Genomic DNA, 26,216 nt, shown 5'->3' with positions numbered 1-26,216 from the left:
AGTTTAGATATAACCTACTATTATGTTTGAATTAACTTATTATTCTTGAGATGCCCAATCTGCTGGATATGTTACATATATAAATCTAGCATAGTTTGGAACTGAGAATTTAATTTTACTTCCCTTTGGTATTAAAATTAATTCTCCAGCGTCTGCTGATACAAGTCTTCCATCTATTACTATGTCTAAATGTCCTTCTATAACATAGTCAATCTCATCATAGTTTAAAGTCCAATCAAAGGTTGTTTCTTTCATTTCCATTACTCCGCAACCTAATCTTCTACTTTCTTCAAGAGTGAATAAATCCTTTGTATATACTACATCGCTACTATTTCCAGTATCAAGTCTATTTGACTCATCAACTCTAACTGTTGGAAGTTTAACAGAAATAATACCACTAGCATCTTTGTTTCTTATAAAGTCTACAGAGTCGTTAGAAGCCCCTGCAAGCTTTTCTTCTATTATTTGTCTAACTATTTTCTCTAATAAGCTTTTATCGATATTTTCCACGATTATCTAGCCTCCTCTTTTTTAGCTACACTGTTTGCTATAAACATAGCTACAAATACAGCTGTAATTCCTGCAACTAATTTACCAACTATCATTGGTAATATCATTTCTGAATTAAATCCAGCTGTGAATCCTAAGTGATCTCCGAATACGAAGGCTGCAGATACTGCAAAAGCAACGTTAATTATTTTACCTCTGGTATCCATATCCTTCATCATACCAAACATTGGAATACTGTTAGCAAGAGTTGCCACCATACCAGCTGCAGCTATATCATTCATTTTTAAAACTTTACCTAATCCCATTAAAGGTTTTTTGAATACTTTAGTAATTACATATACTAGAGGGAATGCTCCAGCAAGAACTATAGCTATACTTCCAACAGTTTGAATTCCTTCAGAAATTGGTGCCATTCCTGGAATTACAACAATACCTGTTAATGCTTCAATTACAGCTGCTGCTAATCCTAGAGTTATAACTATTACTACAAACTTTCCGAAAACTGTAAATCCTTTAATGATTGCATTTTCAAACTTCCAAAGTCCTAATGCTATAAGTGCTGCAATTATAACTATTGGAATTAAGTTTTTAAGAACCATCATTACTGGGAATCCAGCAACAAGACCACCAACAAAAGCTCCTATCGGAATTGTAATAACCCCTGCTAATACTCCCATAGCTAAGAATTTATGATCTTCTTTTTCTATTATTCCAAGGGCAACTGGAATTGTGAATACTATAGTAACCCCCATCATAGAACCAACTATTAATCCTCCGAACATTCCTGCTTGAGGATCTACTGCAAGAGCTTGAGAAAGTGAAGCTCCTCCCATGTCGTTTGCAAGTAGTGTACCACCAAACATACCTGGGTCTGCTCCTAAAAAGTTAAATACAGGTACTATTACTGGTTGTAATATATCTGCAAGTACTGGTGCAAGACAGATAACTCCTATCATTGCAACTGCAAGAGAACCCATTGCCATGAAACCTTCTTCAAACTTTTCTCCAAGTCCAAACTTATTTCCTAAACACTTATCTATAGCTCCAAGAACCATAAATACAACCATGATATATACGATTATATCGTTAATTTTCATCGTCTTCTCTCCTTATTAAGTTAATTCTTTATTTATACTCTTAATTGTGTAAACTAAAGTTTAAATTTTTATGTTAAATACTTAATGATAAGTTCATCTGGTGAAGGTATTACTGATATATTAACAATACGCTTTCTATCTACAGATTCCTCTGCTATTTTCATGCCATGTTCTACATCACTAAGTCCACCAGAAATAATATAAACAAGTTTACCACTTATTCCAGATGCTACTTGTAATTTTACTAAATTAAGATTTGCTCCTTTAAGAGCAACATCTAATGCTTTAAGCCCACTACTTACACTATTGGTTTCCATCACTCCTATGGCACCATTAGCCTTTGTTACGAATCTACTCTTTAAAGCTTGTATAATGTTATTATGGACACTATTTATGATACAGCTATCTATTATATCCCCTTGACCAGAGGTAATCCCATGGTCAAGGGTTGTTTTTATAGCACCTTCATCTCCTGTTAGTATTACTAGGAACCTTCCAGGACATATTGTTTTAAGATATAGTATATCTACATCGGCTTTTTTCACCATTTCATCTGCAACCTTAATGCCTTTAGCTATGCTTCTAAAATCAATTGCTCCAATGCTTTTATTCATTTTCTACCTCTATTGAATCAATTATTCCTACAATTGTCGCATCTACGGGTACATCTCTTCCTCCTAAGGAAACTCTAGCTGAGCCTCCTCTAGTTATAAGCACATTATCACCAGTACCTGCACCAACACTATCCGCTGCTACAAAAAAGCCTGATTCTTCTACATCTATATCCTTAAGTAATCTTACTATTAAAAACTTCTGCCCATTTAGCTTTTCATCTTTTCTAGTTGCCCATAACCTACCAACAACTCTACCTATAACCATAGTATCCTCCGTTAAACTCTCTTAACTTTCAGATTATGAATTCTTATAAAGTCGTTAGCTAATGGAGTGATTATACTTTTTTTATCTATTACCACTGATTTCATTCCATTCATAAATGGCTTCCTAAGATCCGCTTCACTAATAAGTCTCTTATTTCTAATTTCGAAGCTCATCTCTTCTTCTGGTGTAGAACTTAAGTTTTCTAAAGTACTAACTTCTTCAACTCTTTTATGCTCTTCTTTTCTTGTGTTTTTTTCTTCAACTTTTTCAAGAAACTCAATTACGTCAATTCCATATACTTCAAGATCTTTTTCAAAACTTAAATATTTATTATATAGTGCCCTCGGTGCAGTACTTTTATACTTTCTATACTCAAGACCACTTTCAAGAACATAAACCTTTTTACCTGCCAATAACATATTAATGATAAAGTTTTCTTCCTCATTAATACCAGTTAAGGTAGCTATATTTGCCATAGACTTTATAGAAAGCTTAGAAACTATAGCTATATCAGCTTCTAAAGTTTCATTACTATAAGAAATCAGTCTATATTCTTCATCTAAATTAGCTTTAGTAATTGGATCTAATTCTATATCCCCAATTATTACAGCTGTCTTATGCTTTACATTGTTTTTATTAGCTTCTTCTAATTTTCTATATACTTCTTTTACTATTAAGTCCACAAGTTTATCATAGTTCATCTATATACCTCCTTTTCGAGGCCTACTTAACTATTATTCAAAGGGTTAATTGAACTTCTTCAATTTATTTTAAATTTAATTGTAAATAGCTTAATTAAATAATCTAAAATTATTTAACTATCCTACAAAGTGTTCCCTTTGTAAATCCACAAGCATTAGCCTCATCATAGTCTATATGCATATATGTTCTAAAGTCTGGGCTTACTCTTATGACAACATCATCAAATATTAGAGGTCTATTGCCATAAACCTTTGCTTGTATGATCTCTTTATCTTTTACACCAAACTTTTCTGCATCTTCAGGAGTCATATGTATATGCCTTTTAGCAACAATTACTCCTTTATCTACAGTAATACTAGCTCTCTCCGTAGAAATTGTTATTCCTGGAGTATTTTCTATTTTACCACTTTCTTTTACAGGAGCCTTAATCCCAATGGCTGTTGCATCAGTTAATGAAACTTCCACTTGAGTAGCTTTTCTAGCAGGTCCAAGAACAATAACATTCTTTAATGAACCCTTTGGTCCTGTTATAGTAACTCTTTCTTTACATGCATATTGACCTGGTTGTGATAAGTCTTTAGTCTTAGTTAACTGATAATCACGTCCAAATAATATGTTTATATGTTCTTCACATAGGTGAACGTGTTTTCCTGAGGCTTCCACTTCTATAAAAGCTTCTTTTTTTACCCTCTTTATTACTTCATCTATGATATCTTCTACTAAAAGATTATTCATATTTCATCCTCCTGATCTAACTGTATTCCCCAGTCCTATACTTAAATATCATTATCCAGAACAAGGATGATAGTCTATTTAATGCCTTTATTATATCTGCCCTTTGAACATCACCATATTCCCCTTTAAATGCGGTATAAGCTAAAAGTTCAGTTTCTCTTATAGTTGTTCTACAAGAATTCAAAGCCACAACAGCCTCGCCCATAGAAAACTCTACTGGTTCATGACCAATACCATAGTATTTCTTTGGATAATGAGATCTTTCTCTTAGTTCCTCTGGAGTCATGCCAAGAAGTTTAAATTCTCCTACTGTTTCATTCATAACTTCACATCTCAGTATCCATCTTACAAACTTTAAAACTTCTCCAAGATCTTCTGTTAACTTTGAATCTCCCAATTTATGAGTAATAATTTGAGTTTCTAATATCTTAGACTCAAGAGAATCTAACTTTCCTCTTAGTGCTATTATCTTGTGATCCTTAAACACTAATAAGTTTCCATATAAATGTGTCATATGCTCAGGTTTTTCCATTAACTCAGCACCAAATACAGTTACATATTTGTTTTTTTCTTCTTTGGTTTGTGACTTTCCAGGTACTTCTTTTGACTGAGGCTTTCCAGATACTTTCTCTTTCGCCTGTTTTACTTCATGTACTACTTCCTCTAAAGAATCTACATACTCTAAATTAATATTATTTTCTAATAAGAAAGATTTTGCAGATGGGGTCACTATCTGTCCCTTTAACACTCTAAATTCAGTATATTCTTTGAAGTCTCTCCCCTTTAACTGTCTTCTAACTTCACTTTCAGTTAATACTGACATATTTTCACATCCCTCATTAGATGTAAGAGACATACTGCTATTTTAGCAGTACATCTCTACACAAATCTAAACTAAACTGTTTCGTGTGTTTTTGGTAAAACCGCATCTACTTCGAAGTGTGGTCTTGGGATTACGTGAACTGATACTAATTCTCCAACTCTTTCAGCAGCTGCTGCACCAGCATCTGTAGCAGCTTTAACAGCTCCAACGTCTCCTCTTACAAGTACAGTTACAAGACCGCCACCAACTTGCTCTTTTCCTACTAATTGTACGTTAGCAGCTTTAACCATTGCGTCTGCAGCTTCTATTGCTGCTACTAATCCTTTAGTTTCGATCATTCCTAATGCGTTTGCGTTTGCCATTATAAATTCCTCCTTAAATTTAAGCTATATACTTTAAAATTTGTTTTGTTATCTTAATTCACTTATTATTTTCTTAACAAGTAAGTTAACAAGCTCTTCTGTGTCTGAAGATGAAAGTGAGCTATTACTGCAAGTAGCCTCATTGCTGCTTCCACCTCTGAAATGTTCAATTTCTCTAACTCCATAAGCTACCTTTTTGATGTTTACAAGGTGAAGTGGTCCTACGTTATCAGATGTTGCACTTCCTCCTATAGCTCCACAACCTAAAGTTAATGCAGGAACTATGTTTAGAGAAGCACCTATTCCTCCTAAAGTACTTGGAGTATTTACTGGTATTCTTGATACCGGCATGCTAAGAGCAAATCTTTTCACTAATTCCTTATCTTCACAGTGCATTGAGAATGTGTGTCCTGCACCTTCATTAAGAAGTATCTCTCTACATTTAGTTTCTATAGCATCTACATTCTTTTCAACATAGAATCCTAGAATTGGAGCTAATTTTTCTCTTGAATATGGTACATTGTGTCCTACTTCTGTTTCTTCTGCAATAAGTACTCTTGCTGAAGCAGGTACGTTAGTTAAACTTGCAAGTTTTGCAATAGTTTCTACACTTTTACCAACAATTTGTGGATTCATACTTCCGTTAGCTCTCATTATAAATTTACCAAGTTGTTTTGCTTCTTCTGGACTTAAGAAATATGCTCCTTGGTTTTTCAACTCAGCTACTACTTTATCTTTAATAGCTTCTTCTATAATTATTGATTGCTCAGAAGCACAAATTGTTCCATTATCAAATGTTTTAGAATCCATTATTCTCTTAACTGCAACTTTAATATCAGCGCTCTTATCTATAAATGCTGGACCGTTTCCTGGACCAACTCCAAGAGCTGGTGTACCTGAAGAGTAAGCCGCTCTAACCATTGCTGAACCACCAGTTGCAAGTATCATAGCTGTATCTTTATTTTTCATTAACTCGTCTGTAGCTTGAAGTGTTGGAATTGTAATACATCCAATAGCTCCTTCTGGGCATCCAGCTTTAACAGCTGCTTCATTCATAATCTTAACTGTTTCTAATATAGAGTTCTTAGCATTTGGGTGTGGTGAAAATACTATTGCATTTCCACACTTTAATGATATAAGAGCTTTATACATAGTTGTTGATGTTGGGTTAGTTGAAGGAATTAATCCTGCAATTACTCCCATTGGTATTGCAACATCCATAACTTTCTTCTCTTCATCTTCTGCTACTATTCCAACAGTTTTAAGATCTTTAATATAATCATAGATATAAGTAGAACCAAATATATTTTTGATTACTTTATCTTGCCATATTCCAAATCCAGTTTCTTCTACTGCCATCTTTGCTAACTTTTCTGCATTTGCTGCAGCAGCCTCAGCCATAGCCTTAATTATTTTATCAATCTCTTCTTGAGACTTTTGAGCTAATTTTGCTTGAGCAGCCTTAGCTGTTCTAATTAAATTTCTGACTTCTTGTATAGATGCCAAATCTTTATCTGTAAGTTCCATTATTTTTCACCCGCTTTGTTATATTCTAGTATGGCCTTTATAAGTACATCCTTTTTGGCAAATTTAATTTGTTTATTTGTCATGTTCGGAATTTTTAAGGTTCTAACTAGTCTTCTTAACTCTTCTACCTTCATAGAATTGTAATCTATTTGCTCTTCAGAGTCATTTTTCATATGTTCTTCTATTTTATTATTTTCTAGTTCTTCTTCTACTTTTACTACCTTAATATCTTCTTTAGGTTCAGCCTTCTCATTTTTAACTGGTTCTTCAACTTTCACTTTAGAAGCTTCTGATTTTTTCTCATCCTTTGAAACTTGCTTTTCATTAGATGACTTTATAGAAACCTCTTGTGAATTTTTTTTACCTTCGAAGAATAAATCTTGAACTTGTAAATCTACCCTTGGTATTACATGAGCAGCTCTAAAAGTACCTAAAGTTTCTACTGAAGACACGGCTGCATCAACTGCAGCCTTTACAGCTCCTACATCTCCAGTTATTTTAATAGTAGTTATTCCACCTTTTACTTTCTCTAGTCCAATCAAGGTAACATTTGCAGCCTTTAGAGCAGAATCTGCAGCTTCTACCGCTGCAACGTATCCTCTTACTTCTACTAGACCTAATGCTTTACTCATATACTAAGTCTTCGCCTAAAAGTTTATTGGTTGTTGAGCAACTGATTTAACAGCTTCTGCAAAAGCGTCACATGCTGCCTTACATGCTGATTGAGTACCAGTAAGTAATCCGCCACCATAGTTTGTTTCAGTTGGAGGTCCGAAGAACTCTTTCATTTCAACATCTGCTGCTTTAAGAGCTGCATCTAATCCATAAATAGCTTCAAGTGGTGGAGCTACAAGATAAGCTATTGCTTCTCCTTCTTTAACTCCTGCTACCTTTGAAAGATAAGTTCCAGTTCTTGAAACACAGTGTGCATAGTAAGCTATAGAGTTATCTTCGTTAGCACTTACAAAGTGTGATCCATTTTCCATGAAGTCGATAGCAGCATTTAAACCACTTCTTACTTCTGCAGGACTTGGTCCAGCTATTATTCCAATAACTTCACCTGCAAGTTTTGTAGATGCATTAGCCGCACCTGCATACATTGATCTTGCATATACTACATCAACTTCAGCAGCTTTAGTAGCTTCATCAAGAGCAGTGTAAGTTACATCATCACTATCAGCAGTGATAATACCTAAACTTTTATGATGAGGTTGTAATTCTAATTTTTTTATTAATTCTGGGCTTACATTTGAAATTATTTTAACGCTTAATACTGTTGGACGTAATGCTTCATTAATCACAATAAATTCCCCCTAAGTTATATTTTAAGATTTATTCCAGATGCTTTTTTATCAAGCATTGTCTTGATAAGTTCAGCTATATGTGCTCCAGCTTCAACTGCTGTAGTACCACCCTTATGGATGTTTGATATAACTGTTCTGTTAGCTTCTGGCATGTTAGCTGTTGGTCTGTAAGCTATATAAGCACTCATTGATTCAGCTGTAACAAGACCTGGTCTTTCACCTACTAGCATACATACAACTTCTGCTCCTGTTGCATCACCAATAGCATCCATAGCTCCAACTCTGCAATGTTTAATGAATAATATATCTCCAAGTTCAATTCCATACATTTTTAATCCTTGTTTAATTGCAGGAACTGCATCTTTTAGATTAGCTTCAATAGCTGCTGAAGAAAGTCCATCTCCAACTACTAATAATACCTTTTGACCTGATAATTTATCTTTTATAAACTTAGTAGTTTCTTCATCAAATTTTCTTCCAAGGTCAGGACGAGTTATATATTGGTCTTTATCAACACACATTGTGTTTACTGGTATTAAGTTATTTTCTTTTATGAAGTCTTCAGATACATAAGAGAATACTGAGTCTTGTGCAGCAGCATGGTCAGCTCTAACTCTTAATTGAGTTATAGTTTTGTATCTTGTACCTGCTCTTCCAATACCTATTCTAGCAGGAGTTTTTTCCTTCATTTTTAGGTATCCTTCTCTATCATGAGGGTTTTCAACTAAAAGTTGTTTTTTAAGATCGATTTCTGTGATATCTGGAATGCATCCATTCTCGTCTATTACAGTTTTTTCACTAACCTTTTTTGCCACTTCATTTACTATGTCAGTAGCACCCTCTTTTCCTACCATTTCACCTAATAATTTTTCAACCATTGATTTTAATTCTTGTTCGTTCATCAGTAGTTCCCCCTTATCCTAAGAATATTGAAGCATCGCCAGCTCTTTTAGTTAACTTACCGTTTTCTATGATTCCCATTTTTTCCATCCACTCTTCGAAAGGTTTAATAGGCTTCACTCCTAATAATTCTCTTAAAGTAGCTGTTTCCTGATGTCCAGTTGTTTGATAGTTAAGCATTACGTCATCACCATGAGGAATTCCCATGAAGTATGTACATCCTGCTGTAGCAAGTAATACTGCTAGGTTTTCTATATCATTCTGATCAGCTTTCATATGGTTTGTGTAACAAGCGTCACATCCCATTGGAAGTCCTGAAAGTTTACCCATGAAGTGGTCTTCAAGACCTGCTCTTATAACTTGTTTTGCATCATATAGGTACTCAGGTCCTATAAATCCAACAACTGTATTTACTAAGAATGGTTGGAATCTCTTAGCGAATCCATAACATCTAGCTTCCATTGTTACTTGGTCAGCACCATGGTGTGCATCTGAAGAAAGCTCTGAACCTTGACCTGTTTCAAAATACATTACGTTTGGACCTGTAGCAGTTCCCTCTTTAAGTGCAAGTTGTCTTGCTTCTTCTATTGTTGCTGCATTAAATCCAAATGCTTCGTTTCCTTTTTCAGAACCAGCGATTGATTGGAATATAAGGTCAGCTGGTGCACCTCTTCTGATTGCTTCCATTTGTGTAGTTACGTGTGCAAGTACACAAGTTTGAGTTGGTATTTGCCATTTTTGTTTAAATTCATCAAATCTCTTTAATACTTTAGTTACACTCTCTACAGAGTCATCAACTGGGTTTAATCCAAGTACTGCGTCTCCAATACCATAGCTTAATCCTTCCATTAAAGATGCAAGTATTCCATCTGGATCATCTGTTGGGTGGTTTGGTTGTAATCTAACAGATAATGTTCCTGGTTCTCCTATAGTTGTATTACAATGAGCTGTAACTTTTATTTTTTTAGCCGCATATACTAAGTCCATATTAGACATTATTTTTGCAACAGCAGCTACGATTTCTGATGTTATCCCTCTTGAAACTCTTCTTATATCTGCTCCTGTAGTATTATCATCTAGTAACCACTCTCTAAATTCAGCTACAGTTAAATTTTTAACTTCTGCATATATTTTTTCATTTACGTCATCTTGTATTATTCTTGTAACCTCATCTATTTCATAAGGTACTGCTGGACTATTTCTTAAATCAGACAGTGTAAGATTAGAAAGTACAACCTTTGCTGCAACCCTTTCCTCTGATGACTGTGCAGCTACTCCTGCTAATTTATCTCCTGATTTTTCTTCGTTTGCTTTTGCCATAACTTCCATTACTGAATTAAACTGGTATACTTTTCCGAATAATTTAGTTTTTAAAATCATGATAATCCTCCTCTCGGTTAATTAAATACTAATGTTTTTATAACTACAGGTAATACTTTACCTTCCGCTACGGGTTTTCCTATATCTATATAATCTCCATTTTCCACCTTGATACCGTCTATACAAACTATATCCTTATCAAAATTTAAAAGGGAGTAAATAGCCTGACCTAATACCTTTGCCATATCATTTTCAACAATTATAATAAGTGGAAGCTTTCTATCAATAAGTTCTTTCATTCCACCTACTAGCCCCTTTGCTATATCTTGTATTTCTATAAAAGAAGGGTTCTTCTTTCCATGTAGGGCTATGGCAATACTCTGAAGTTCATTTTCATACTTAAACCAATTAATTTTTTCTGATATAGCTTTTTCTAAAACTTCAGCACTTCTATTTTCATCTTCTAAACTAAGTTTTAAGATTGGTAAATTCTTTATAGGGAAGTTGTCATGGGTATATGTAATGGTACTACCACTAATATCCATAGTATGAGATCCAGCTCCAACTACTGTTGCCCTTATAGTTTCTATAGATTTTACCAACTTTAACTTTTTACATAACTCTGAATTTTTAATAGCTTCTCCTAGAAGTATTCCTATATCACCATACTTAAAGTAATCTTCTATAGGTGCTTCATTATATACATAATCAGCTACTCCTCCTGAGAAAGATATGCATTTAATCTCCTCTTTTAAAGCTATGGATTTATTGGTAATTATCATTTCGAAGGTACTAGTCTGAGATTTAATCCCCACACTCTCTTCTAAAAGTTTTACCATCTCATTAACAATAGGTGTTAACATTTCTTTAGTTGCTTTATATCCAACCTTGATATCAAAGTTATGTTCATTTATAATGTTTTGTATTTTAGGAGCAATATATACTATATTATTTGTGTCTTTATCAAGTTTTATAAGTCTTCCACCTATATCAAGACATCCAGTTTCTTTTAAATCTCCTCTAGTAAATACAGCTAAGTTTGTAGTCCCTCCACCTATATCTAAGTTCACTACACTTGTGGAATGTTCACTGGAGTAAATGTGGGCTCCTGCACCCTTAGCAGCTATAATACTCTCAAGATCTGGCCCTGCTGTTGCTACTACAAAGTCTCCTGCAAATCCACTTAGAGTATGAAGCACTTCATTTGCATTCTCTTTTCTAGCAGTTTCACCTGTGATAATTACAGCTCCCGTCTGTATCTCATCTTTATTGATACCTGATTTCCTATATTCTAAAGACACTATATCTTTGACTTTCTCAGCATCAATTTCTGTCATAGACTTAAGTGGTGTAAAGTAAACATCACTTCTGTAAACTACCTCTTTATCAACTATTGATATTCTAGGTACTGAAAAACTTGAAGCAGTGTTTTCTATGATTAACTTAGAAAATACAAGTTGAGTTGTACTAGTTCCAATATCAATTCCAACACTTAAAAGCTCTTCTCTCATTGAATCACCTCCAACTGCAAATATAAAAAGGCTCAAAGTTATCAAATTAATTCTCATATAAAATGAAAAGCTAATTTCTTATAACTTTAAGCCCCTTTGCTTAAATCAAACTACTTCAATGTAGTTCTATATCTATTGAATTTTTATAGGAAACCTAAATTTAATTTTAGTTCCCTCATTACTAGAAGATATATCTATACTTCCTTTTAATTTATCCGATATATAATTTTTAACTATAGACATTCCTAAGCTTGAAGATTTATTTATGGAAGTATCGAAGCCAACACCATTGTCAGCTACTGATATTTCCCTAAAGTCTTCACATTCAGCCACAGTAATTTTTATAGTACCACATTCTCTATCATTAAAAGCATGATCATAACAATTTTGTATCAGTTCATTAATTATAAGAGATATTGCAGTAATTCTATCTGTATCAATATAAAAATCGTCACCCGATACTTCTATATTAATTTCCTTTTGAATGTTTAAAAAACATCTTTTAGCATTATCTACAATAGCATTTATAACCTTCATCACCTTTACCTCATCACCTATATCCTTTGATAAAAGTTCATGAGTTGCTGCAATAGCAAGAATTCTATTTACGCTTTCCTGAAGACTTACTTTCGCCTCTATGCTCTCACATCTTCTACTTTGAATACGTAGAAGTGAAGCTACAGTTTGTAAATTATTCTTTACTCTATGATGAATTTCTTTTATTGCGACTGATTTAGAGATTATTTCAGCTTCTTTATTTTTTATGTCTGTTATGTCCTGAACTATTTCAATAACCCTCAAATCCTCTTCTTTAATTAGTATCCTTTTTATTCCATAATAAAAATTTTCAACTTTTACTTCCTTTGTTATTACTTTATTGTCTTCTGTAATCTCTAATATTTTATTAATAGTAATAAAGAGTGTATTATCTAAAGACAAGTCATCGTAATGCATACCTTCCAGTTCATTATATCCTTTACCTATGTATATCATGTCAGCTTTTCTATTTTTAATTCTTAGTATGCCATCCTTATCATAAACTAAAATAGCAGAGTCTAAATTATCATTAATTAGTTTATTTGAGTTTATTAAGTTCATAAGCTGATGTGTTTTTTGTCTTTTGCTTTTGGAGCCATCATTGGGAATAGTGAAATCTTCTTGTATTTCATTGCTAATGTCATTCTCAACGATAATTACTCCTATGATTTTTTCTTTATTCAAAATAGGGTATATTTTTTGCCTTACAAATCTATTTTCCTGAGTTAAAGCCCTAACTCCTTTAAATACTTCTCCAGTTTTTAAAGTTCTTATTACTCCAGGCTCATTGATTCTTAGAGCTTTTTTTCCTACTACAGAATCAATATAAATAGATTCTTTTTTTCTTCCTTCAGCTACCACTATAGCTTCATCTGAATTTTTTGATGGTACATCTATAAATGCATCACATTCCTCTAAATCGGCTACTATCTCTATGGAACTAGAAATTTCTATGATTTTATCAACATCCTCATCAGTGAGGTTAGTATACTTTTTGCATAACTCTCTTATCTTATTCATAAGCCACTATTAAAGTTTTTGCAATATCAGTCATAGAACATCTTCTATCCATACTTAATTTTCTAATATATCTGTAAGCCTCTTCTTCATCGGAATTTAATTCTTTCATAAGTATACCCTTTGCTTTTTCAATTAATTTTCTTTCGTTCAACTTTGATGTAACTTTCTCTAGGTCATGTTCAAGTTTCTTAAATTCATCCACCTTAGATAAACACATTTCTACTGTTGGAATAAATGATTTTTCATCTAAAGGCTTTACTAGATATCCATATGCACCCACACTTTTAGCCTTTTCTATAAAGTCATTATCATTAAAGGCTGTTAATAATAGTATTCCACCAGCAAGATGTTCAAGTCTTATTCTCTTACTAGCTCTAATTCCATCAAGAATCGGCATCTGTATATCCATGATGACTAAATCGGGTTTATACTCTTTACAGAGTTCCACAGCACTAAACCCATCTGAAGCTTCAGCTACTACATTGTAACCTTCTGCTTCTAGAATATCTCTGATATCCATTCTAATAATAGGCTCATCGTCGACTATTATGATATTTTTACTCATATTTAATTATTCTCCTCTGTATTATGAACTTAAATATTTAATTAATTCCTCTATTCCAGTTCCATCTAAAGTATTTACTTCAAAGATTCTAGAGACCCCAGCTTGCTTTAAAATATCTCTAGCATGTTCAATTTTGTCTTCACTATTGGCAATGTCTATCTTTGTCACTATACCAATACAATCCTTCGCAAACATACTACAAAAACCTGGTGCTATGTAATCTTCTTCAGCGGTACAATCACATACTAGTGCAATTATGTCCGCATCCACTGAGGTTACTATTAAAGCTTTATAATAAGATCTATTTTCTAAGTATTCCCCTGGAGTATCTATAGACTCATCGTAAATCTCTACTGATTGAGTCTTCTTGTATTTTAAATCTAAATCGTGAATCTTTTGGCATAAAGTGGTTTTTCCACTTCCCGTCTTACCAATAAATATTGTCTTTTTCATATTTCCTCCTACGTTCTTGTAATTTTGGTAGAAGTAAATTTCAATAATTCTTCAAGTACAGATGTAACTTCCTTCAGTGCTGATTCCACAGAACTAACATCTCCTGTTATAACAAGTGAGCCACTAAATCTATCTACAAATCCAAGATTAACTCCAGCAGCTTTTGTAGCTATATCTGCAGCTATTATTGAGCCTTCACTTGGAGTTATGGTTAATATTCCAATAGCATCCCTCTTATCTACTACAAGACCTAGTTTTTTATAAAGATCTTCAGTAGGATTTGCTATTATATGCGCAAGAGTTACTTGTTTACCAGGAACAAATTCCTGTATAATCCTTTGCTTTTCTTCACTCATATACTCACCTTACCTTTGTATTCAGAAGTAATACTCGAAAATACTATTTTAATACAAAATAATAATATTAGTATTACCTGTGTTTTGACAACTATTCTTAAATAATCATATAATTTTATAAAAAATAATAAAAGCCCCTTGAAAACATAAATATTTTCAAGAAGCCCCTTTGCTTAAAACCATTACACTACTTTGTGTATATTAACATTATATAATTAGAAATTTCTACTGTCAATACATTTTATTGCTTATTCTTTAATTTTTCCTATGATTTCAACAACATCAAGAGGAGTTGGATTTTTAGGATTTGTTGCTGTACATGCATCAAGTAACGCTAGGTTTGCAATTTCCTCTTTTAATTGCTCTAATTCCTCCATAGACACACCACAAGCTTTTAAATTTGTAGGCATCTTCATTTCCTTTTGTAACTTTTTAATTTCATTTACAAGACTTCTAACTCCAGCTCTTGCATTACTGCAAGGCAATCCTAGTAATTTTGCTACATTCGCATACTTAACAGCAGCTCTAGAGAAATCATTGCTTTCATACCCTACTATATCAGCATTAAACTCTACAATATAAGGAAGTAATATAGAGTTTGTTCTTCCATGAGGTACATGGAACTTTCCACCTAAAACATGAGCTATACCGTGATTTAATCCAAGAGAAGCTGAATTGAAAGCAATACCTGCAAGACATGAGGCATTATGCATTTTTTCTCTAGCTTCTAAATCACCACCATCTTTATATGCTCTTAAAAGATATTTAAAAGATAACATAAGTGCTTTTTCAGCTAATGCATCTGAAAAATCAGAAGCATCTGTAGATACATAAGCTTCAAGAGCATGTGTAATTACATCCATACCTGTATCCGCAGTAATTACTCCAGGTACACTTTTTACTAGTTCAGGATCTAATATAGCCACATCTGGTAATAAATCATCTGAAACTAAAGGATACTTTGTTCCCTTAGACTTATCTGTTATTACTGAGAAGGAAGTTACCTCAGAACCTGTACCACTTGTAGTTGGAATAGCTATAAACTCCATATCTGTAACAGATGTAATTTTTTTTGCAAAGTCCATTATAGCTTTTGCAGCATCAATTGAAGAACCTCCGCCTAGTGCAACTAATACTTCTGGTTTAGCTTTTTGAACTTCTTCTATTCCTTGAACTATTAGCTCTATTGGTGGATCTGGAACTATATCGCTAAATATAGTTACATCAGCATTTTTTAGTTTTTCTGTAACCTTATTAATCATTCCTGACTTTACCATGAAAGGATCTGTAACTATGAAAGTCTTTTTATTCCCTACTTCCTCCAACCTGTCTAAAGCGCCTTGCCCAAAATAAATCTGAGTTTTAATTTTAAAATTGTTCATCATAAACTCCTTTCAAGTCCATATTATTTATGTATAGTCTTTAAATTTAGTTAACTATTTATACGGTAAGTTTATTAAAATAAAAAATCTTTATTAAGTCCATCCTAAAGGCAAATAGAAAAAGCTCCATAGGATTATTCCTATGGAGCTTCGCTGCTCTTTAAGTACTTCATTGTACATATTTTTAATATACTATTTTAAAAAATAAAAGTCAATGAATATTCATTTAATTAAAATACAAAATTTTCTCTTATACTAATTTTCCATTCATATTTACCATATGTATCATTCTTTAGTTTATATTTCCATAACATTTTTATTTGTATTAATAAAATTTAATAATTACGATTTTCTAAAGCTTTTTCTGATAAAATTCCTCTAAATTTGCCATTAAATATACCTTATTTTTATAACTTTATACGTTTACATTTAGTTGTTTTTAAAATATAATATTTATATAAATATGTTAATTTCTTTCTGTTAGGAGGATAAAATGAAAACTTATCATTATAATACTTCTGTAAAAAATAACATTATACATTTATATCCGAAAGAATCTAAAAGTAATATATGGTACATAGCTTCTATAGCGTTTCTTATGTTTTTTATGTTATTTCATTTATTCTTTTCAAACCTATTAAACATAGATGGAAAGTTTCCTTTAGTATGGATTATATTATTGTCTCTTACTTTAGTTATAACCATTACTAATTTTAATGAGCTTCGCTCTTCTAATTATATTATTATCAGCTACATTATAAGTATTCCTATGAGTTTAAATTATTTCTTGTTTAAGTTATCTATATATATACCTAGCCATATAATTTTTATATTGTCTCTAAGCTTAGCTATAATTTATGGAGTTACAAAAGAATTTCATACTAAAAAATATATAAGGATTATTTTAGTGCTTTTATCTGTATGTATTTTCTTTTCAATTAATTATTACTTATATTCTCAAAGAATTATAAAAGATTCTACCCTTGAAATTATAGCAAAGAAAGCTATCGGTATGAATATGTATTCATTGAAGCCTTTAGATAAGGCCAACTTATCAAATGTAAATACTCTAAAAATAAAAAATGTGTCTAACTTAGAAGGCTTAGAAAATGTTACAAATTTAAATGAATTAGATATAACTGATAATGGATTAATTTTAGACTATTCTCCTATTGCTAAGTTAGGTAATCTAAAAACTCTTAGCATATATAATAGTGATTTAAATATATTAGGTGAGGTAGATTTTATAGAAAGTGTAGAGAATTTTCAGCTTATTTATCCAAAAACTAACTCTATGAAAGGCCTTCCCCTATTTCCAAATGTAATAAACTTAACTATTAATTTTAGCAGCGACTTTGCCCTATCAACCTTAAAGAATTTTCCTAAGGTTGAGGAATTTTCTCTCTGCTTAGAAGGCCCCTTAACTGTAGATGGCCTAGAAGTTATAAATAACTTAAAGACATTGAATCTCTCCTACGCTTATATCTCTGATTACTCTAAACTTTTTGATATACCAACTCTAGAAACTATTCACTTAAAAAACTGCTATATATCTGATATAGATGATTTCATAAAGAAAGCTGAAGCTAAAGATATTAAGGTTATTATGTAAATTTACATAATGACCTTAATACCTTTATTATAACTTTTATTAATATATTTAATAATAAGTGTATACTTCCTTTTTTGTTAAAACCGTCATTATAATCTTTATAACAAATACCCAAGAACTACTAACATAAATCATTTTAAATTGGTCATCATAATTATTGAGAAATTGAATAGAATTATTAATGTATAATTAATAAATTTTGTATACAAATAATAAAGGTTTTTAATATTCAGTAAATTGATTGAATATTTTCCATATTCATGATACAATAGTAATTAAAATATACGAGATACAATTGAGAGGGAGTGAATTTTTTATGATGATAAAACTTACTGTAAGGAGCATTATGAATTTAGGCCTATGGGGCAGACTTTGTGAATATAAAGGGTGGGATAAACTTATAGTTAGAGAAGGTTTAATCTCTCTTGATAGTGAAGTTGAATTTGATGATGAGTTCCTAAAGAGAGACGTTGTACCAATAGAAGAATTAAAAGTATTCTTATTTAACGTAGATACTGAAGATGCTAAATATTGTGGTACATTATTGGCAAGAGACTTAGATGACGCAAAAATTAGAGTTGGAATGATTCACAATGTGACTAAAATTACAACTATACAAGAAATCTCTAAGGAACAGTTATTTAATATGAAAAATAAACATATGGTTCTTGCAAGAATACCTCTTTAATCTGTAAGTGTTCAACCAATAAATTAATCCCCATTTAACTGAGATATCTCAGTTAAATGGGGATTAATTTATTATAATCTAAACCTCTTTAAACTGTACGTTATGTGCATAGTGAAATACTACATCTCTTTGTACCTCTACTATTGATGTATTAATATTTTTTCCGTCAACACTTAAAGTTACATAACTATGGTCTCCATATCTTTTTAGAAATTTATCCATATCTGAGCGCTTAATACTGATTGGCAATATTTCTCCATTGCTTCTAGTTATTATTCCCATGGTTCTTTCTTCATTTCTAAATTTTCTTCCCTTAATTTTTAGATCTCTTAAACTAGCGTCTATTATCATAGTAACCTCTCCCTATTTACTTAAGTATAATTTCTATATATTATATTTAAATAAATTGAGGAATATTACTTCGATTTAAATATTACATATTAATTTGAAGCTCTATAGGGCAATGGTCTGAACCTAATACTTCTGTATGTATCTTAGCTGAAACTAAACTGTCCTTTAATCTTTCAGAAGTACAAAAATAATCAATTCTCCACCCTGCATTTTTCTCTCTAGCTTTGAATCTATAGGACCACCAAGAATATGTTCCCTCTAAATCTGGATAAAAATTTCTAAAGGTATCTATAAAACCAGAGTCTAATAATTCAGTGAATTTATTTCTCTCTTCATCAGTAAATCCTGCATTTCTTCTATTATTTTTAGGATTTTTAAGATCTATCTCCTTATGAGCTACATTTAAATCTCCACAAACTATCACTGGTTTATTCTTATCTAAATTCTTAAGATACTTTCTAAATTCATCTTCCCAAACCATTCTATAATCAAGTCTCTCTAGCTCTGATTTAGAATTTGGCGTATAAACTGTTACAAGATAAAAGTTTTCGAACTCTAAGGTAATTACTCTGCCTTCATTATCATGTTCCTCTATTCCAATACCATAAGATACATTCATAGGTTCTACCTTTGTAAATATAGCAGTTCCCGAATATCCTTTTTTTTCAGCATAATTCCAATATTGATGATATCCATCTAAGTTAAGGTCTATCTGACCTTCTTGGACTTTACTTTCTTGAATGCAAAACATATCTGCATCTACTTCTTTAAAAAAATCTAGAAATCCTTTTTGAACACAAGCTCTAATGCCATTAACATTCCAAGAAATTAATTTCATATATTCTACCTCTTTTCTAAAATACTTTAATTATTTCTAATAACTTAAAATATATTTTATTCTTAACTCCTTTATTGTAGCATATACTATATATTTATTTGTACTCTCTATTGGATTATTTGCATATTTCAACTGAATCTATTAAACTCTATTTACAGATTTAATAAAAAATATATTCTCTGTTAAATAAAAAATCCCATATAAATCAGTCAATAAAACTACTTTTATACAGGATTTTAAATTATTATACCTTATATTTTATTATCATTTTATGGAGTATAATGTTTACTTATTGTTGTAACTATATTATTTTTTGTATCTATCTTAAATAACCTATCTCTTAGTTCTTCTGGGTTATATTTATACACATTATATCGATCTTTACCAAGATCTATACGATTTTTAAAAGTATCATAATCAACACTTTGTAAATCAATAGTATTATTATTCGGATTTAATTCAAAGGCTAACAAATTCATTGTCACACTATTAGATACCTCGTAAACTTCTATTTGCGCTACTGAATTTCTAATGTAATAACCATCATATACTCCATAAGTTCCATCTTCTCGTTTTATAACTTTATTACTATTATCTTTCTTAGCTTCTGTTACTGCTTCTTCTCCAGTATAAAATTCTACTTCATCAAAGGATATATAAATGGTATTATTCTCTTTATATATATCTGTTACAAGTCCAATCCTACTGTCATATACATCTTCTTTCGCATTTTCTTTTGTATTTTCTTTTGTATTTTCTTTTGTATTTTCTTTTACATTCTCTTTTACATTTAAAGTAACATGAACATTTCTTCCATATTCCTTTGTTATCCCATTATATGAGTACTGTCCAGGTTTATTAGATATACCGAGGTTTTCCTTTCCCCAAAGTACATAATCCTTAACTTTATTATTATCCACAGTTATATCCACTTCTTCTGGTAAAACAAATGAACCATCATCTTCATATATTTCATAAGATAGCTCTACACTTTCCATTTTATCTCTTATACTAGTAAGCACTTTCTCCATATTCTCTATATCAACCTTATTTTCAATTGCTAATTTAATAATATAGTAAGCATCATCATATCTATTTTTATTTAAATATTGATCCTTTATATCCATATAAATCTGCTTGTCATTCTTACCTTTTGCTATTGCAGCTTCATAAGATTTTCTAGCTTCTGTGTAATTTTTTTCTTCTAAAAATTTATTTCCTTCTTTTATATACTTTTCTATCTCATTTTCTTCAACTTGAATATCTTTAGCTACATTATCAGATAATACAATTTCTTTATCTTTATTTTTGCATCCCCCTATCATCATTGTACCAGTGACCATGGTAACAGCAGCAAAATACAATATAAATTTATTAAATTTCATTTTAAAACGCCTCTCGCTTAATAACTTTAGTATAATTATATGATTAAGTTTTTAACAACTATAGCAAACTTATTTCCAAGTTATTAACAATACTATTTATTATTTAATGGTGTACTTACTTCTTACTTCTTACTTCTTACTTCTTACTTCTTATTGTGACATATACTATATATTTATTTGTACTCTCTATTAGGTTATTTGTATATTTCAACTGAATCTATTAAACTCTATTTACAGATTTAATAAAAAACATATTCTCTGTCAAATAAAAAATCCCATATAAATCAGTCAATACAACTTCTTTTATACAGGATTTTTTAACTTATTGTACCTTATATTTTATTATCATTTTATGGAGTATATTGCTTGCTCATTTTTGTAACTATACCATTTTTCATATCAACATTAAATTGTAAGTTACTAACATATCCACCTTTCCAATTATCTATCTTCTTTTTAAAAGTACTATAATCAACACTCTGCAACTCGATTGTATGATTATTAGATGGGTCTACCTCATAGGATAATAAATTGAAGGAAGCATCCTTAGATACTTCATAAACCTTAATCTCACCGATGTGATATCTAATATAATAAGGATCTGGCAATGTGTACGTTCCATCTTCTTTTTGCATAGCCTTATTGTCTTTTACAGCCTCTGCTACTGCTTCTTCCCATCCAAAATAAAATTCTGCTTCATCAAAGGATATATAAACAGTGCCATTATCTGTATAAATATCTTTTACAATTCCAAACTTACTATCATATATGTCTTCTTTTGCATTTTCTTTTATATCTTCTTTTGTATTTTCTTTTGTATTTTCTTTTACATTTTCTTTTACATTTAAAGTAACATAAACATTTCTTCCATATTCCTTTGTTATCCCATTATATGAGTACTGTCCAGGTTTATTAGATATACCGAGGTTTTCTTTTCCCCAAAGTACATAATCCTTAACTTTATTATTATCCACAGTTATATCCACTTCTTCTGGTAAAACAAATGAACCATCATCTTCATATATTTCATAAGATAGCTCTACACTTTCCATTTTATCTCTTATACTAGTAAGCACTTTCTCCATATTCTCTATATCAACCTTATTTTCAATTGCTAATTTAATAATATAGTAAGCATCATCATATCTATTTTTATTTAAATATTGATCCTTTATATCCATATAAATCTGCTTGTCATTCTTACCTTTTGCTATTGCAGCTTCATAAGATTTTCTAGCTTCTGTGTAATTTTTTTCTTCTAAAAATTTATTTCCTTCTTTTATATACTTTTCTATCTCATTTTCTTCAACTTGAATATCTTTAGCTACATTATTAGATAATACAATTTCTTTATCTTTATTTTTGCATCCCCCTATCAGAATTGTACCAGTAACTATAATAATAGCTGCAAAACACAATATAAATTTATTAAATTTCATTTTAAAACGCCTCCCGCTTAATAACTTTAATATAATTATATGATTAAATTTTTAACAACTATAGCAAAGTTATTTCCAAGTTATTAACAATACTATTTGTTATTGATTAAATAGTAAAAGATGCTTTATGAGTCTTTATATGTGTTCATAACAAGTTGCTGAAAATAGCTTAAATAAAGACTCTTCCACATATCTCATTATTTCTTGTCACGCCTTCTTACGGCGTTGTTTTGGAAAGTCGGGCACCATTTAGGCACCACAGATATAATGACCTTATATCTGAAACATTTCGTTTCCCTTCCGTTCCAATTTTCGATGAGTAGAAATTTCGTAGCAAGCATAGGAAGAGAGTACCCTTTCCGAAAATTCACTTGTTGGGAGGTATCCCAAATCATATTACTTCTCCTCAGATGGGTTACTATTCCAAATCTATAAAATTATGTAGGAATGTAGCAAGAAATATAGTATAATTTTTCTGATAACAATGAAAGCTGATATAAAGCGAATTTATATTTTCTGTATTGGAGGAGATATCATGATAACACATAATAATCTGGAAGAATATAGCGACCCGATTAATTATGATCTTGAATTTGGTGGTGAAACTGATAAATATAATTTCTATCTTGAACTTGCTAAATTGAACACAGGAGAGGTTTTAGAACTTGCATGTGGCACAGGGCTAACCATGATACACATAGCGAAATATGGAATAAAGATTTCGGGCATTGACATTGCACCAGATATGCTTCAATATGCACGAATTAAAGCAGAGGGGTTACCTGTAACTTTTATTGAAGGCGATGCTAGGACCTTTGAATTAAAAAACCGTTTTTCTATGATATATTTAACAGGAAATGCATTCCAAGCATTTTTGAGTGATGCAGATCAAAATTTACTACTTAAAACGATTTACAAGCATTTAAAACCAAATGGGGTATTTGCATTCGAAACACGTAATCCGATGGGAACTGATTTATCAAACGAAGATGAAACAAATTGGGGGCAGTTTATTGATAAGGACGGAATACTAGTTCAGGTATCTGGAACACAATTTTATGATGCAGAAAATCACATAATGCATTGGGTGACTTTTCGTGACTGGGGATTTAAGAGAACTACTTCTCGAATTGCTTGTCGTTTTACTGATAATGATACCCTTAGATCATTATTAAATAGCAATGGTTTTAATATTGAAAATCAATATTCAGATTGGAATAAAACTCCCTTCTCGCCTTTAGCTCCTAACATTATTAGTGTTTGTAGAAAATCAGAATAGCCTTTTTGTCAAAAATATACTCGAAAATGAAATGGCAATTAAGCGAGCGAAAGCATAAAAACCGCTTTCGCTCACTCTACACGGTGAACAGCCACGAAGTAGAAGGCAAAAAATCCTTGCTGTATGTGGCTTTCAAGGTGCAGAACCCAGCAGGATAATTGTCTTATATTCCTACCATCAAAATGCTGTTTCATTGCGTGACAAGACAGATAGCGGATAGAGTTATTGCGTTACCCATATTTTCTCTTGTCTCTTTACAGCCTTTTATATCTCTCCGTCAAATTTGAGCAGCATTTGGGCACCACTCGCAGTTTTCAGAGATAAAAAAGAAATCGTCAACAAGCAAAAGATATAATACTTATGCGGGTTTGCGGTGCGTTTTGTATCGAAATCCGTTTTTTTGTATGGTGCTTGTAACTCTATTTTTTATTTAATGGTATATTTACTTTTACAGTGACCACATGATCATTTATAACTTCCATATGTCCTCCATGATCTTTTATGATTTCATTACATAAATATAGGCCTAGACCCCTACTTTCAGATTCTGAAAATTTGTTAGATTTTATAAATGGTTCAAAAATATGGTCATATATTTCCTTAGGAATAACTCCTGACATGCTTTTAACTTCTAAAACATATTCATTACCTTCCACTTTTCCAATTATATAAATCACTTCTTGTGACTTTGAATACTTTATACCATTATCTATTAAGTTTATAATAAGCTCTCTAATCCTATTACTCTGTGCTGGTATTATGGCATTTTCTAAGTTATCTACAATTTTTATAGAGTACTTTTGTGCTTTTATACTCATATCTTCACTTATTTCCTCTACAAGTTTATGGATATTAACATCCTTAAATTCTTCTCTGGTATAAGATAATCCTTTAGACACTTCTATTAGGTCTATAATTAATCCATGTAGTCTTTGACTTTCTAAATATATTCTTTCTATAGCTCTTTTTCTAAACTCCTCATCAGTTGCCATTCCATCTTTTATCATTTCTGCATATCCTGAAATAGCAGTTAATGGTGTTTTCATTTCATGAGTTACATTATCAAAAAAATCTTTTCTACTTTTTTCTAATATCTCTACTTTTCGTTTTTCCTCTTCTATTGTTTTTATTTGTTCTTTTATTTGTTCTTTCATATTGTTAAATTCTTTGGATAGTACAGATATTTCATCATTTCCATGAGCATTTATATGGAAATTATAATCACCTTGTCCAACTTTCTTTACACCTTCTGTTAAGGTTATTATAGGCTTAGTAACTTTAGTTATTATAAAAAAGCATAAAATAAATATAAAAAATAGTATTATAACTTCTACGCCTGCTATAAATAAAAGCATTCTGTTATTTTCACCATAAACCTCACTATAGTCTTTAACTATACTCAGTATTCCTAAATTATCTTCGTTTATAAAAATAGGATAGGATAAAACTCCATATAGCTTTTTATCTTCATATTTAAGATTGACAACAGCAGCTCCTGCTTGGGCATTTTTATTGCCACTATCTAATGTGCTTCTAAAAGATTCATCTACATTCCCACTTAATATTTTTCCTTCTGTATCACATATTTCTACAGTACATTGAAAATTAGATGATATATATCTATTCAAGTAATTACTTTCTTTAACTAAACTATCTTCTTCGTATTCTAAATCTGTTGCTAGTAATCTGTATTTTATTGCTTCTCTAGTACTATACATAGTTTCATTTAGTGATCTACCTATAGATGTCTCCATTCTAATAATTAATATATGTTTTATAGATAAATTTAATATTATTCCAAAAGCTATGATTATTAATAATATGGAAATTATAAATTTTCCTCTTAGTTTCATATTGCTACCTCATTACATATCCTATACCAAATACTGTATCAATAAGTGATCTTTCATTTTCATTATCTAACTTGCTTCTTATTCTTCTTACATGAACATCTACAGTTCTTATATCTCCGTCATAATCAAAACCCCATACTTTATTTAAAAGTTCTTCCCTTGAAAAAACTCTACTTCTATTTTTAATTAGAAATTCTAATAAATCATATTCCTGTGGTTTTAATTTAACTTCTTCCTCATCCTTTAATACTATTCTGCTATCCATATTTATTTTTATATGATTTGAAATCACTAAAAACTCAGTTTCGCTTTTATTTCTATACTTTTCTACGCACCTTAAGGCAGTTTTAACTCTAGCAAGGACTTCTTTTATATGAAAAGGCTTAGTTATATAGTCATCAGCTCCTAATTCTAAGCCTAAAATTTTATCTACTATATCATTTCTTGCTGTCAAAATTATAATAGGAATTAAATACTTGTAATTAATTTCTTTACATAACTCAAATCCACTTTCATCTGGTAAATTTAAATCTAATAATGCTAGATCTGGCTTAAACTTTTGTACTAACTCCCTGCCCTCTTTAGCAGTAAATCCACATCTTACATTATATCCTTCATTTTTTAGAGCAGTATATAAAATATCACTTATAGATACCTCATCTTCTACTATTAAAATCTTTATATCCATAATCTTCTCCTAACTCAGTAATTACACAATAATTATAATATACAACTTAATGTAATGTATTACAATTATATGAAAACAAAATTGATGAATATTTGCTTTC

Annotated in this window: 28 protein-coding genes; 3 read left to right on the top strand and 25 right to left on the bottom strand. The window is 31.1% G+C overall.

What is annotated here, in order from left to right; translation table 11 throughout:
* Positions 1 to 39: 39 nt before the first annotated feature.
* From B3W71_RS12705 to B3W71_RS12615, 19 genes are all read right to left on the bottom strand, one after another.
* Complete coding sequence (locus B3W71_RS12705) at positions 40 to 510, bottom strand: cupin domain-containing protein (RefSeq protein WP_346889302.1); 471 nt, start codon at positions 508 to 510, stop codon at positions 40 to 42.
* A 2-nt stretch (positions 511 to 512) separates the two neighbouring features.
* A complete protein-coding gene (gene eutH, locus B3W71_RS12700) occupies positions 513 to 1,607 on the bottom strand; it encodes an ethanolamine utilization protein EutH (RefSeq protein ID WP_346889301.1) in 1,095 nt (364 codons plus the stop codon).
* A gap of 68 nt (positions 1,608 to 1,675) precedes the next feature.
* Positions 1,676 to 2,221 carry a BMC domain-containing protein gene (locus tag B3W71_RS12695; RefSeq protein ID WP_346889300.1) on the bottom strand — a complete coding sequence of 182 codons (546 nt, stop codon included), beginning with the start codon at positions 2,219 to 2,221 and terminating at the stop codon, positions 1,676 to 1,678.
* A complete protein-coding gene (locus tag B3W71_RS12690) occupies positions 2,214 to 2,486 on the bottom strand; it encodes a EutN/CcmL family microcompartment protein (RefSeq protein ID WP_346889299.1) in 273 nt (90 codons plus the stop codon). The genes B3W71_RS12695 and B3W71_RS12690 overlap by 8 nt, the downstream gene beginning before the upstream one ends.
* A gap of 11 nt (positions 2,487 to 2,497) precedes the next feature.
* Entirely contained in the window at positions 2,498 to 3,187 is a 690-nt protein-coding gene (locus tag B3W71_RS12685; protein ID WP_346889298.1) for a TIGR02536 family ethanolamine utilization protein, read from the bottom strand.
* A 109-nt stretch (positions 3,188 to 3,296) separates the two neighbouring features.
* Positions 3,297 to 3,923: an ethanolamine utilization phosphate acetyltransferase EutD gene (gene eutD / locus B3W71_RS12680; protein WP_346889297.1), complete on the bottom strand. Its 627-nt coding sequence runs from the start codon at positions 3,921 to 3,923 to the stop codon at positions 3,297 to 3,299.
* A 16-nt stretch (positions 3,924 to 3,939) separates the two neighbouring features.
* Positions 3,940 to 4,746: a cobalamin adenosyltransferase gene (locus tag B3W71_RS12675; protein ID WP_346889296.1), complete on the bottom strand. Its 807-nt coding sequence runs from the start codon at positions 4,744 to 4,746 to the stop codon at positions 3,940 to 3,942.
* 71 nt (positions 4,747 to 4,817) lie between these two features.
* Positions 4,818 to 5,108 carry an ethanolamine utilization microcompartment protein EutM gene (gene eutM / locus B3W71_RS12670; protein WP_147519202.1) on the bottom strand — a complete coding sequence of 97 codons (291 nt, stop codon included), beginning with the start codon at positions 5,106 to 5,108 and terminating at the stop codon, positions 4,818 to 4,820.
* A 48-nt stretch (positions 5,109 to 5,156) separates the two neighbouring features.
* Entirely contained in the window at positions 5,157 to 6,635 is a 1,479-nt protein-coding gene (locus B3W71_RS12665) for an acetaldehyde dehydrogenase (acetylating) (RefSeq protein ID WP_346889295.1), read from the bottom strand.
* The gene (locus B3W71_RS12660; RefSeq protein WP_346889294.1) at positions 6,635 to 7,267 is read right to left on the bottom strand and encodes a BMC domain-containing protein; all 633 of its coding nucleotides are present in this window, start codon (positions 7,265 to 7,267) and stop codon (positions 6,635 to 6,637) included. Before B3W71_RS12660 ends, B3W71_RS12665 begins: the two co-directional genes overlap by 1 nt.
* 15 nt (positions 7,268 to 7,282) lie before the next feature.
* Entirely contained in the window at positions 7,283 to 7,936 is a 654-nt protein-coding gene (eutL, locus tag B3W71_RS12655) for an ethanolamine utilization microcompartment protein EutL (RefSeq protein ID WP_346889293.1), read from the bottom strand.
* Between the two features lie 17 nt (positions 7,937 to 7,953).
* Positions 7,954 to 8,841, bottom strand: coding sequence for an ethanolamine ammonia-lyase subunit EutC (gene eutC, locus B3W71_RS12650; RefSeq protein ID WP_346889292.1), 888 nt, complete (start codon positions 8,839 to 8,841; stop codon positions 7,954 to 7,956).
* A gap of 13 nt (positions 8,842 to 8,854) precedes the next feature.
* Complete coding sequence (locus B3W71_RS12645; protein WP_346889291.1) at positions 8,855 to 10,219, bottom strand: ethanolamine ammonia-lyase subunit EutB; 1,365 nt, start codon at positions 10,217 to 10,219, stop codon at positions 8,855 to 8,857.
* 17 nt (positions 10,220 to 10,236) lie between these two features.
* Positions 10,237 to 11,670, bottom strand: coding sequence for an ethanolamine ammonia-lyase reactivating factor EutA (gene eutA, locus B3W71_RS12640; RefSeq protein WP_346889290.1), 1,434 nt, complete (start codon positions 11,668 to 11,670; stop codon positions 10,237 to 10,239).
* Between the two features lie 132 nt (positions 11,671 to 11,802).
* Positions 11,803 to 13,227: a sensor histidine kinase gene (locus B3W71_RS12635; RefSeq protein ID WP_346889289.1), complete on the bottom strand. Its 1,425-nt coding sequence runs from the start codon at positions 13,225 to 13,227 to the stop codon at positions 11,803 to 11,805.
* Positions 13,220 to 13,792, bottom strand: a complete 573-nt coding sequence (locus B3W71_RS12630; RefSeq protein WP_346889288.1) for an ANTAR domain-containing response regulator — start codon at positions 13,790 to 13,792, stop codon at positions 13,220 to 13,222. Before B3W71_RS12630 ends, B3W71_RS12635 begins: the two co-directional genes overlap by 8 nt.
* A gap of 21 nt (positions 13,793 to 13,813) precedes the next feature.
* Positions 13,814 to 14,245, bottom strand: a complete 432-nt coding sequence (locus tag B3W71_RS12625; RefSeq protein WP_346889287.1) for a EutP/PduV family microcompartment system protein — start codon at positions 14,243 to 14,245, stop codon at positions 13,814 to 13,816.
* 8 nt (positions 14,246 to 14,253) lie between these two features.
* A complete protein-coding gene (locus B3W71_RS12620; protein ID WP_346889286.1) occupies positions 14,254 to 14,601 on the bottom strand; it encodes a BMC domain-containing protein in 348 nt (115 codons plus the stop codon).
* 248 nt (positions 14,602 to 14,849) lie between these two features.
* Positions 14,850 to 15,983 (bottom strand): 1-propanol dehydrogenase PduQ, encoded by a 1,134-nt coding sequence (locus B3W71_RS12615; protein ID WP_346889285.1) that lies wholly within the window; start codon positions 15,981 to 15,983, stop codon positions 14,850 to 14,852.
* 493 nt (positions 15,984 to 16,476) lie between these two features.
* Here B3W71_RS12615 and B3W71_RS12610 point away from each other — a divergent pair, with 493 nt between their 5' ends.
* Both B3W71_RS12610 and B3W71_RS12605 read left to right on the top strand, forming a co-directional pair.
* A complete protein-coding gene (locus B3W71_RS12610) occupies positions 16,477 to 17,595 on the top strand; it encodes a hypothetical protein (RefSeq protein ID WP_346889284.1) in 1,119 nt (372 codons plus the stop codon).
* Positions 17,596 to 17,911: 316 nt separating this feature from the next.
* The gene (locus tag B3W71_RS12605) at positions 17,912 to 18,283 is read left to right on the top strand and encodes a hypothetical protein (RefSeq protein WP_346889283.1); all 372 of its coding nucleotides are present in this window, start codon (positions 17,912 to 17,914) and stop codon (positions 18,281 to 18,283) included.
* Positions 18,284 to 18,361: 78 nt separating this feature from the next.
* Here B3W71_RS12605 and B3W71_RS12600 read toward each other — a convergent pair whose 3' ends face one another.
* From B3W71_RS12600 to B3W71_RS12585, 4 genes are all read right to left on the bottom strand, one after another.
* Complete coding sequence (locus tag B3W71_RS12600) at positions 18,362 to 18,634, bottom strand: hypothetical protein (RefSeq protein ID WP_346889282.1); 273 nt, start codon at positions 18,632 to 18,634, stop codon at positions 18,362 to 18,364.
* 82 nt (positions 18,635 to 18,716) lie between these two features.
* Positions 18,717 to 19,472 carry an exodeoxyribonuclease III gene (locus tag B3W71_RS12595; RefSeq protein WP_346889281.1) on the bottom strand — a complete coding sequence of 252 codons (756 nt, stop codon included), beginning with the start codon at positions 19,470 to 19,472 and terminating at the stop codon, positions 18,717 to 18,719.
* A 269-nt stretch (positions 19,473 to 19,741) separates the two neighbouring features.
* Complete coding sequence (locus tag B3W71_RS12590; RefSeq protein WP_346889280.1) at positions 19,742 to 20,857, bottom strand: hypothetical protein; 1,116 nt, start codon at positions 20,855 to 20,857, stop codon at positions 19,742 to 19,744.
* Between the two features lie 350 nt (positions 20,858 to 21,207).
* The gene (locus B3W71_RS12585) at positions 21,208 to 22,296 is read right to left on the bottom strand and encodes a hypothetical protein (protein ID WP_346889279.1); all 1,089 of its coding nucleotides are present in this window, start codon (positions 22,294 to 22,296) and stop codon (positions 21,208 to 21,210) included.
* Between the two features lie 535 nt (positions 22,297 to 22,831).
* Between B3W71_RS12585 and B3W71_RS12580 the strand changes: the two genes are divergently transcribed.
* A complete protein-coding gene (locus B3W71_RS12580; protein WP_346889278.1) occupies positions 22,832 to 23,575 on the top strand; it encodes a class I SAM-dependent methyltransferase in 744 nt (247 codons plus the stop codon).
* A 419-nt stretch (positions 23,576 to 23,994) separates the two neighbouring features.
* Here B3W71_RS12580 and B3W71_RS12575 read toward each other — a convergent pair whose 3' ends face one another.
* Together B3W71_RS12575 and B3W71_RS12570 are read right to left on the bottom strand one after the other, a co-directional pair.
* A complete protein-coding gene (locus tag B3W71_RS12575) occupies positions 23,995 to 25,428 on the bottom strand; it encodes a HAMP domain-containing sensor histidine kinase (protein WP_346889277.1) in 1,434 nt (477 codons plus the stop codon).
* A 4-nt stretch (positions 25,429 to 25,432) separates the two neighbouring features.
* Positions 25,433 to 26,116 (bottom strand): response regulator transcription factor, encoded by a 684-nt coding sequence (locus B3W71_RS12570; protein ID WP_346889276.1) that lies wholly within the window; start codon positions 26,114 to 26,116, stop codon positions 25,433 to 25,435.
* Between the last annotated feature and the right edge of the window lie 100 nt (positions 26,117 to 26,216).

The sequence above is a fragment of the Clostridium sp. UBA1056 genome (assembly GCA_002316385.1).
GTDB lineage: Bacteria > Bacillota > Clostridia > Clostridiales > Clostridiaceae > Clostridium_J.
The sequence above is the reverse complement of the archived record's forward strand: the minus strand, read 5'-3'. Positions and strand labels throughout refer to the sequence as shown.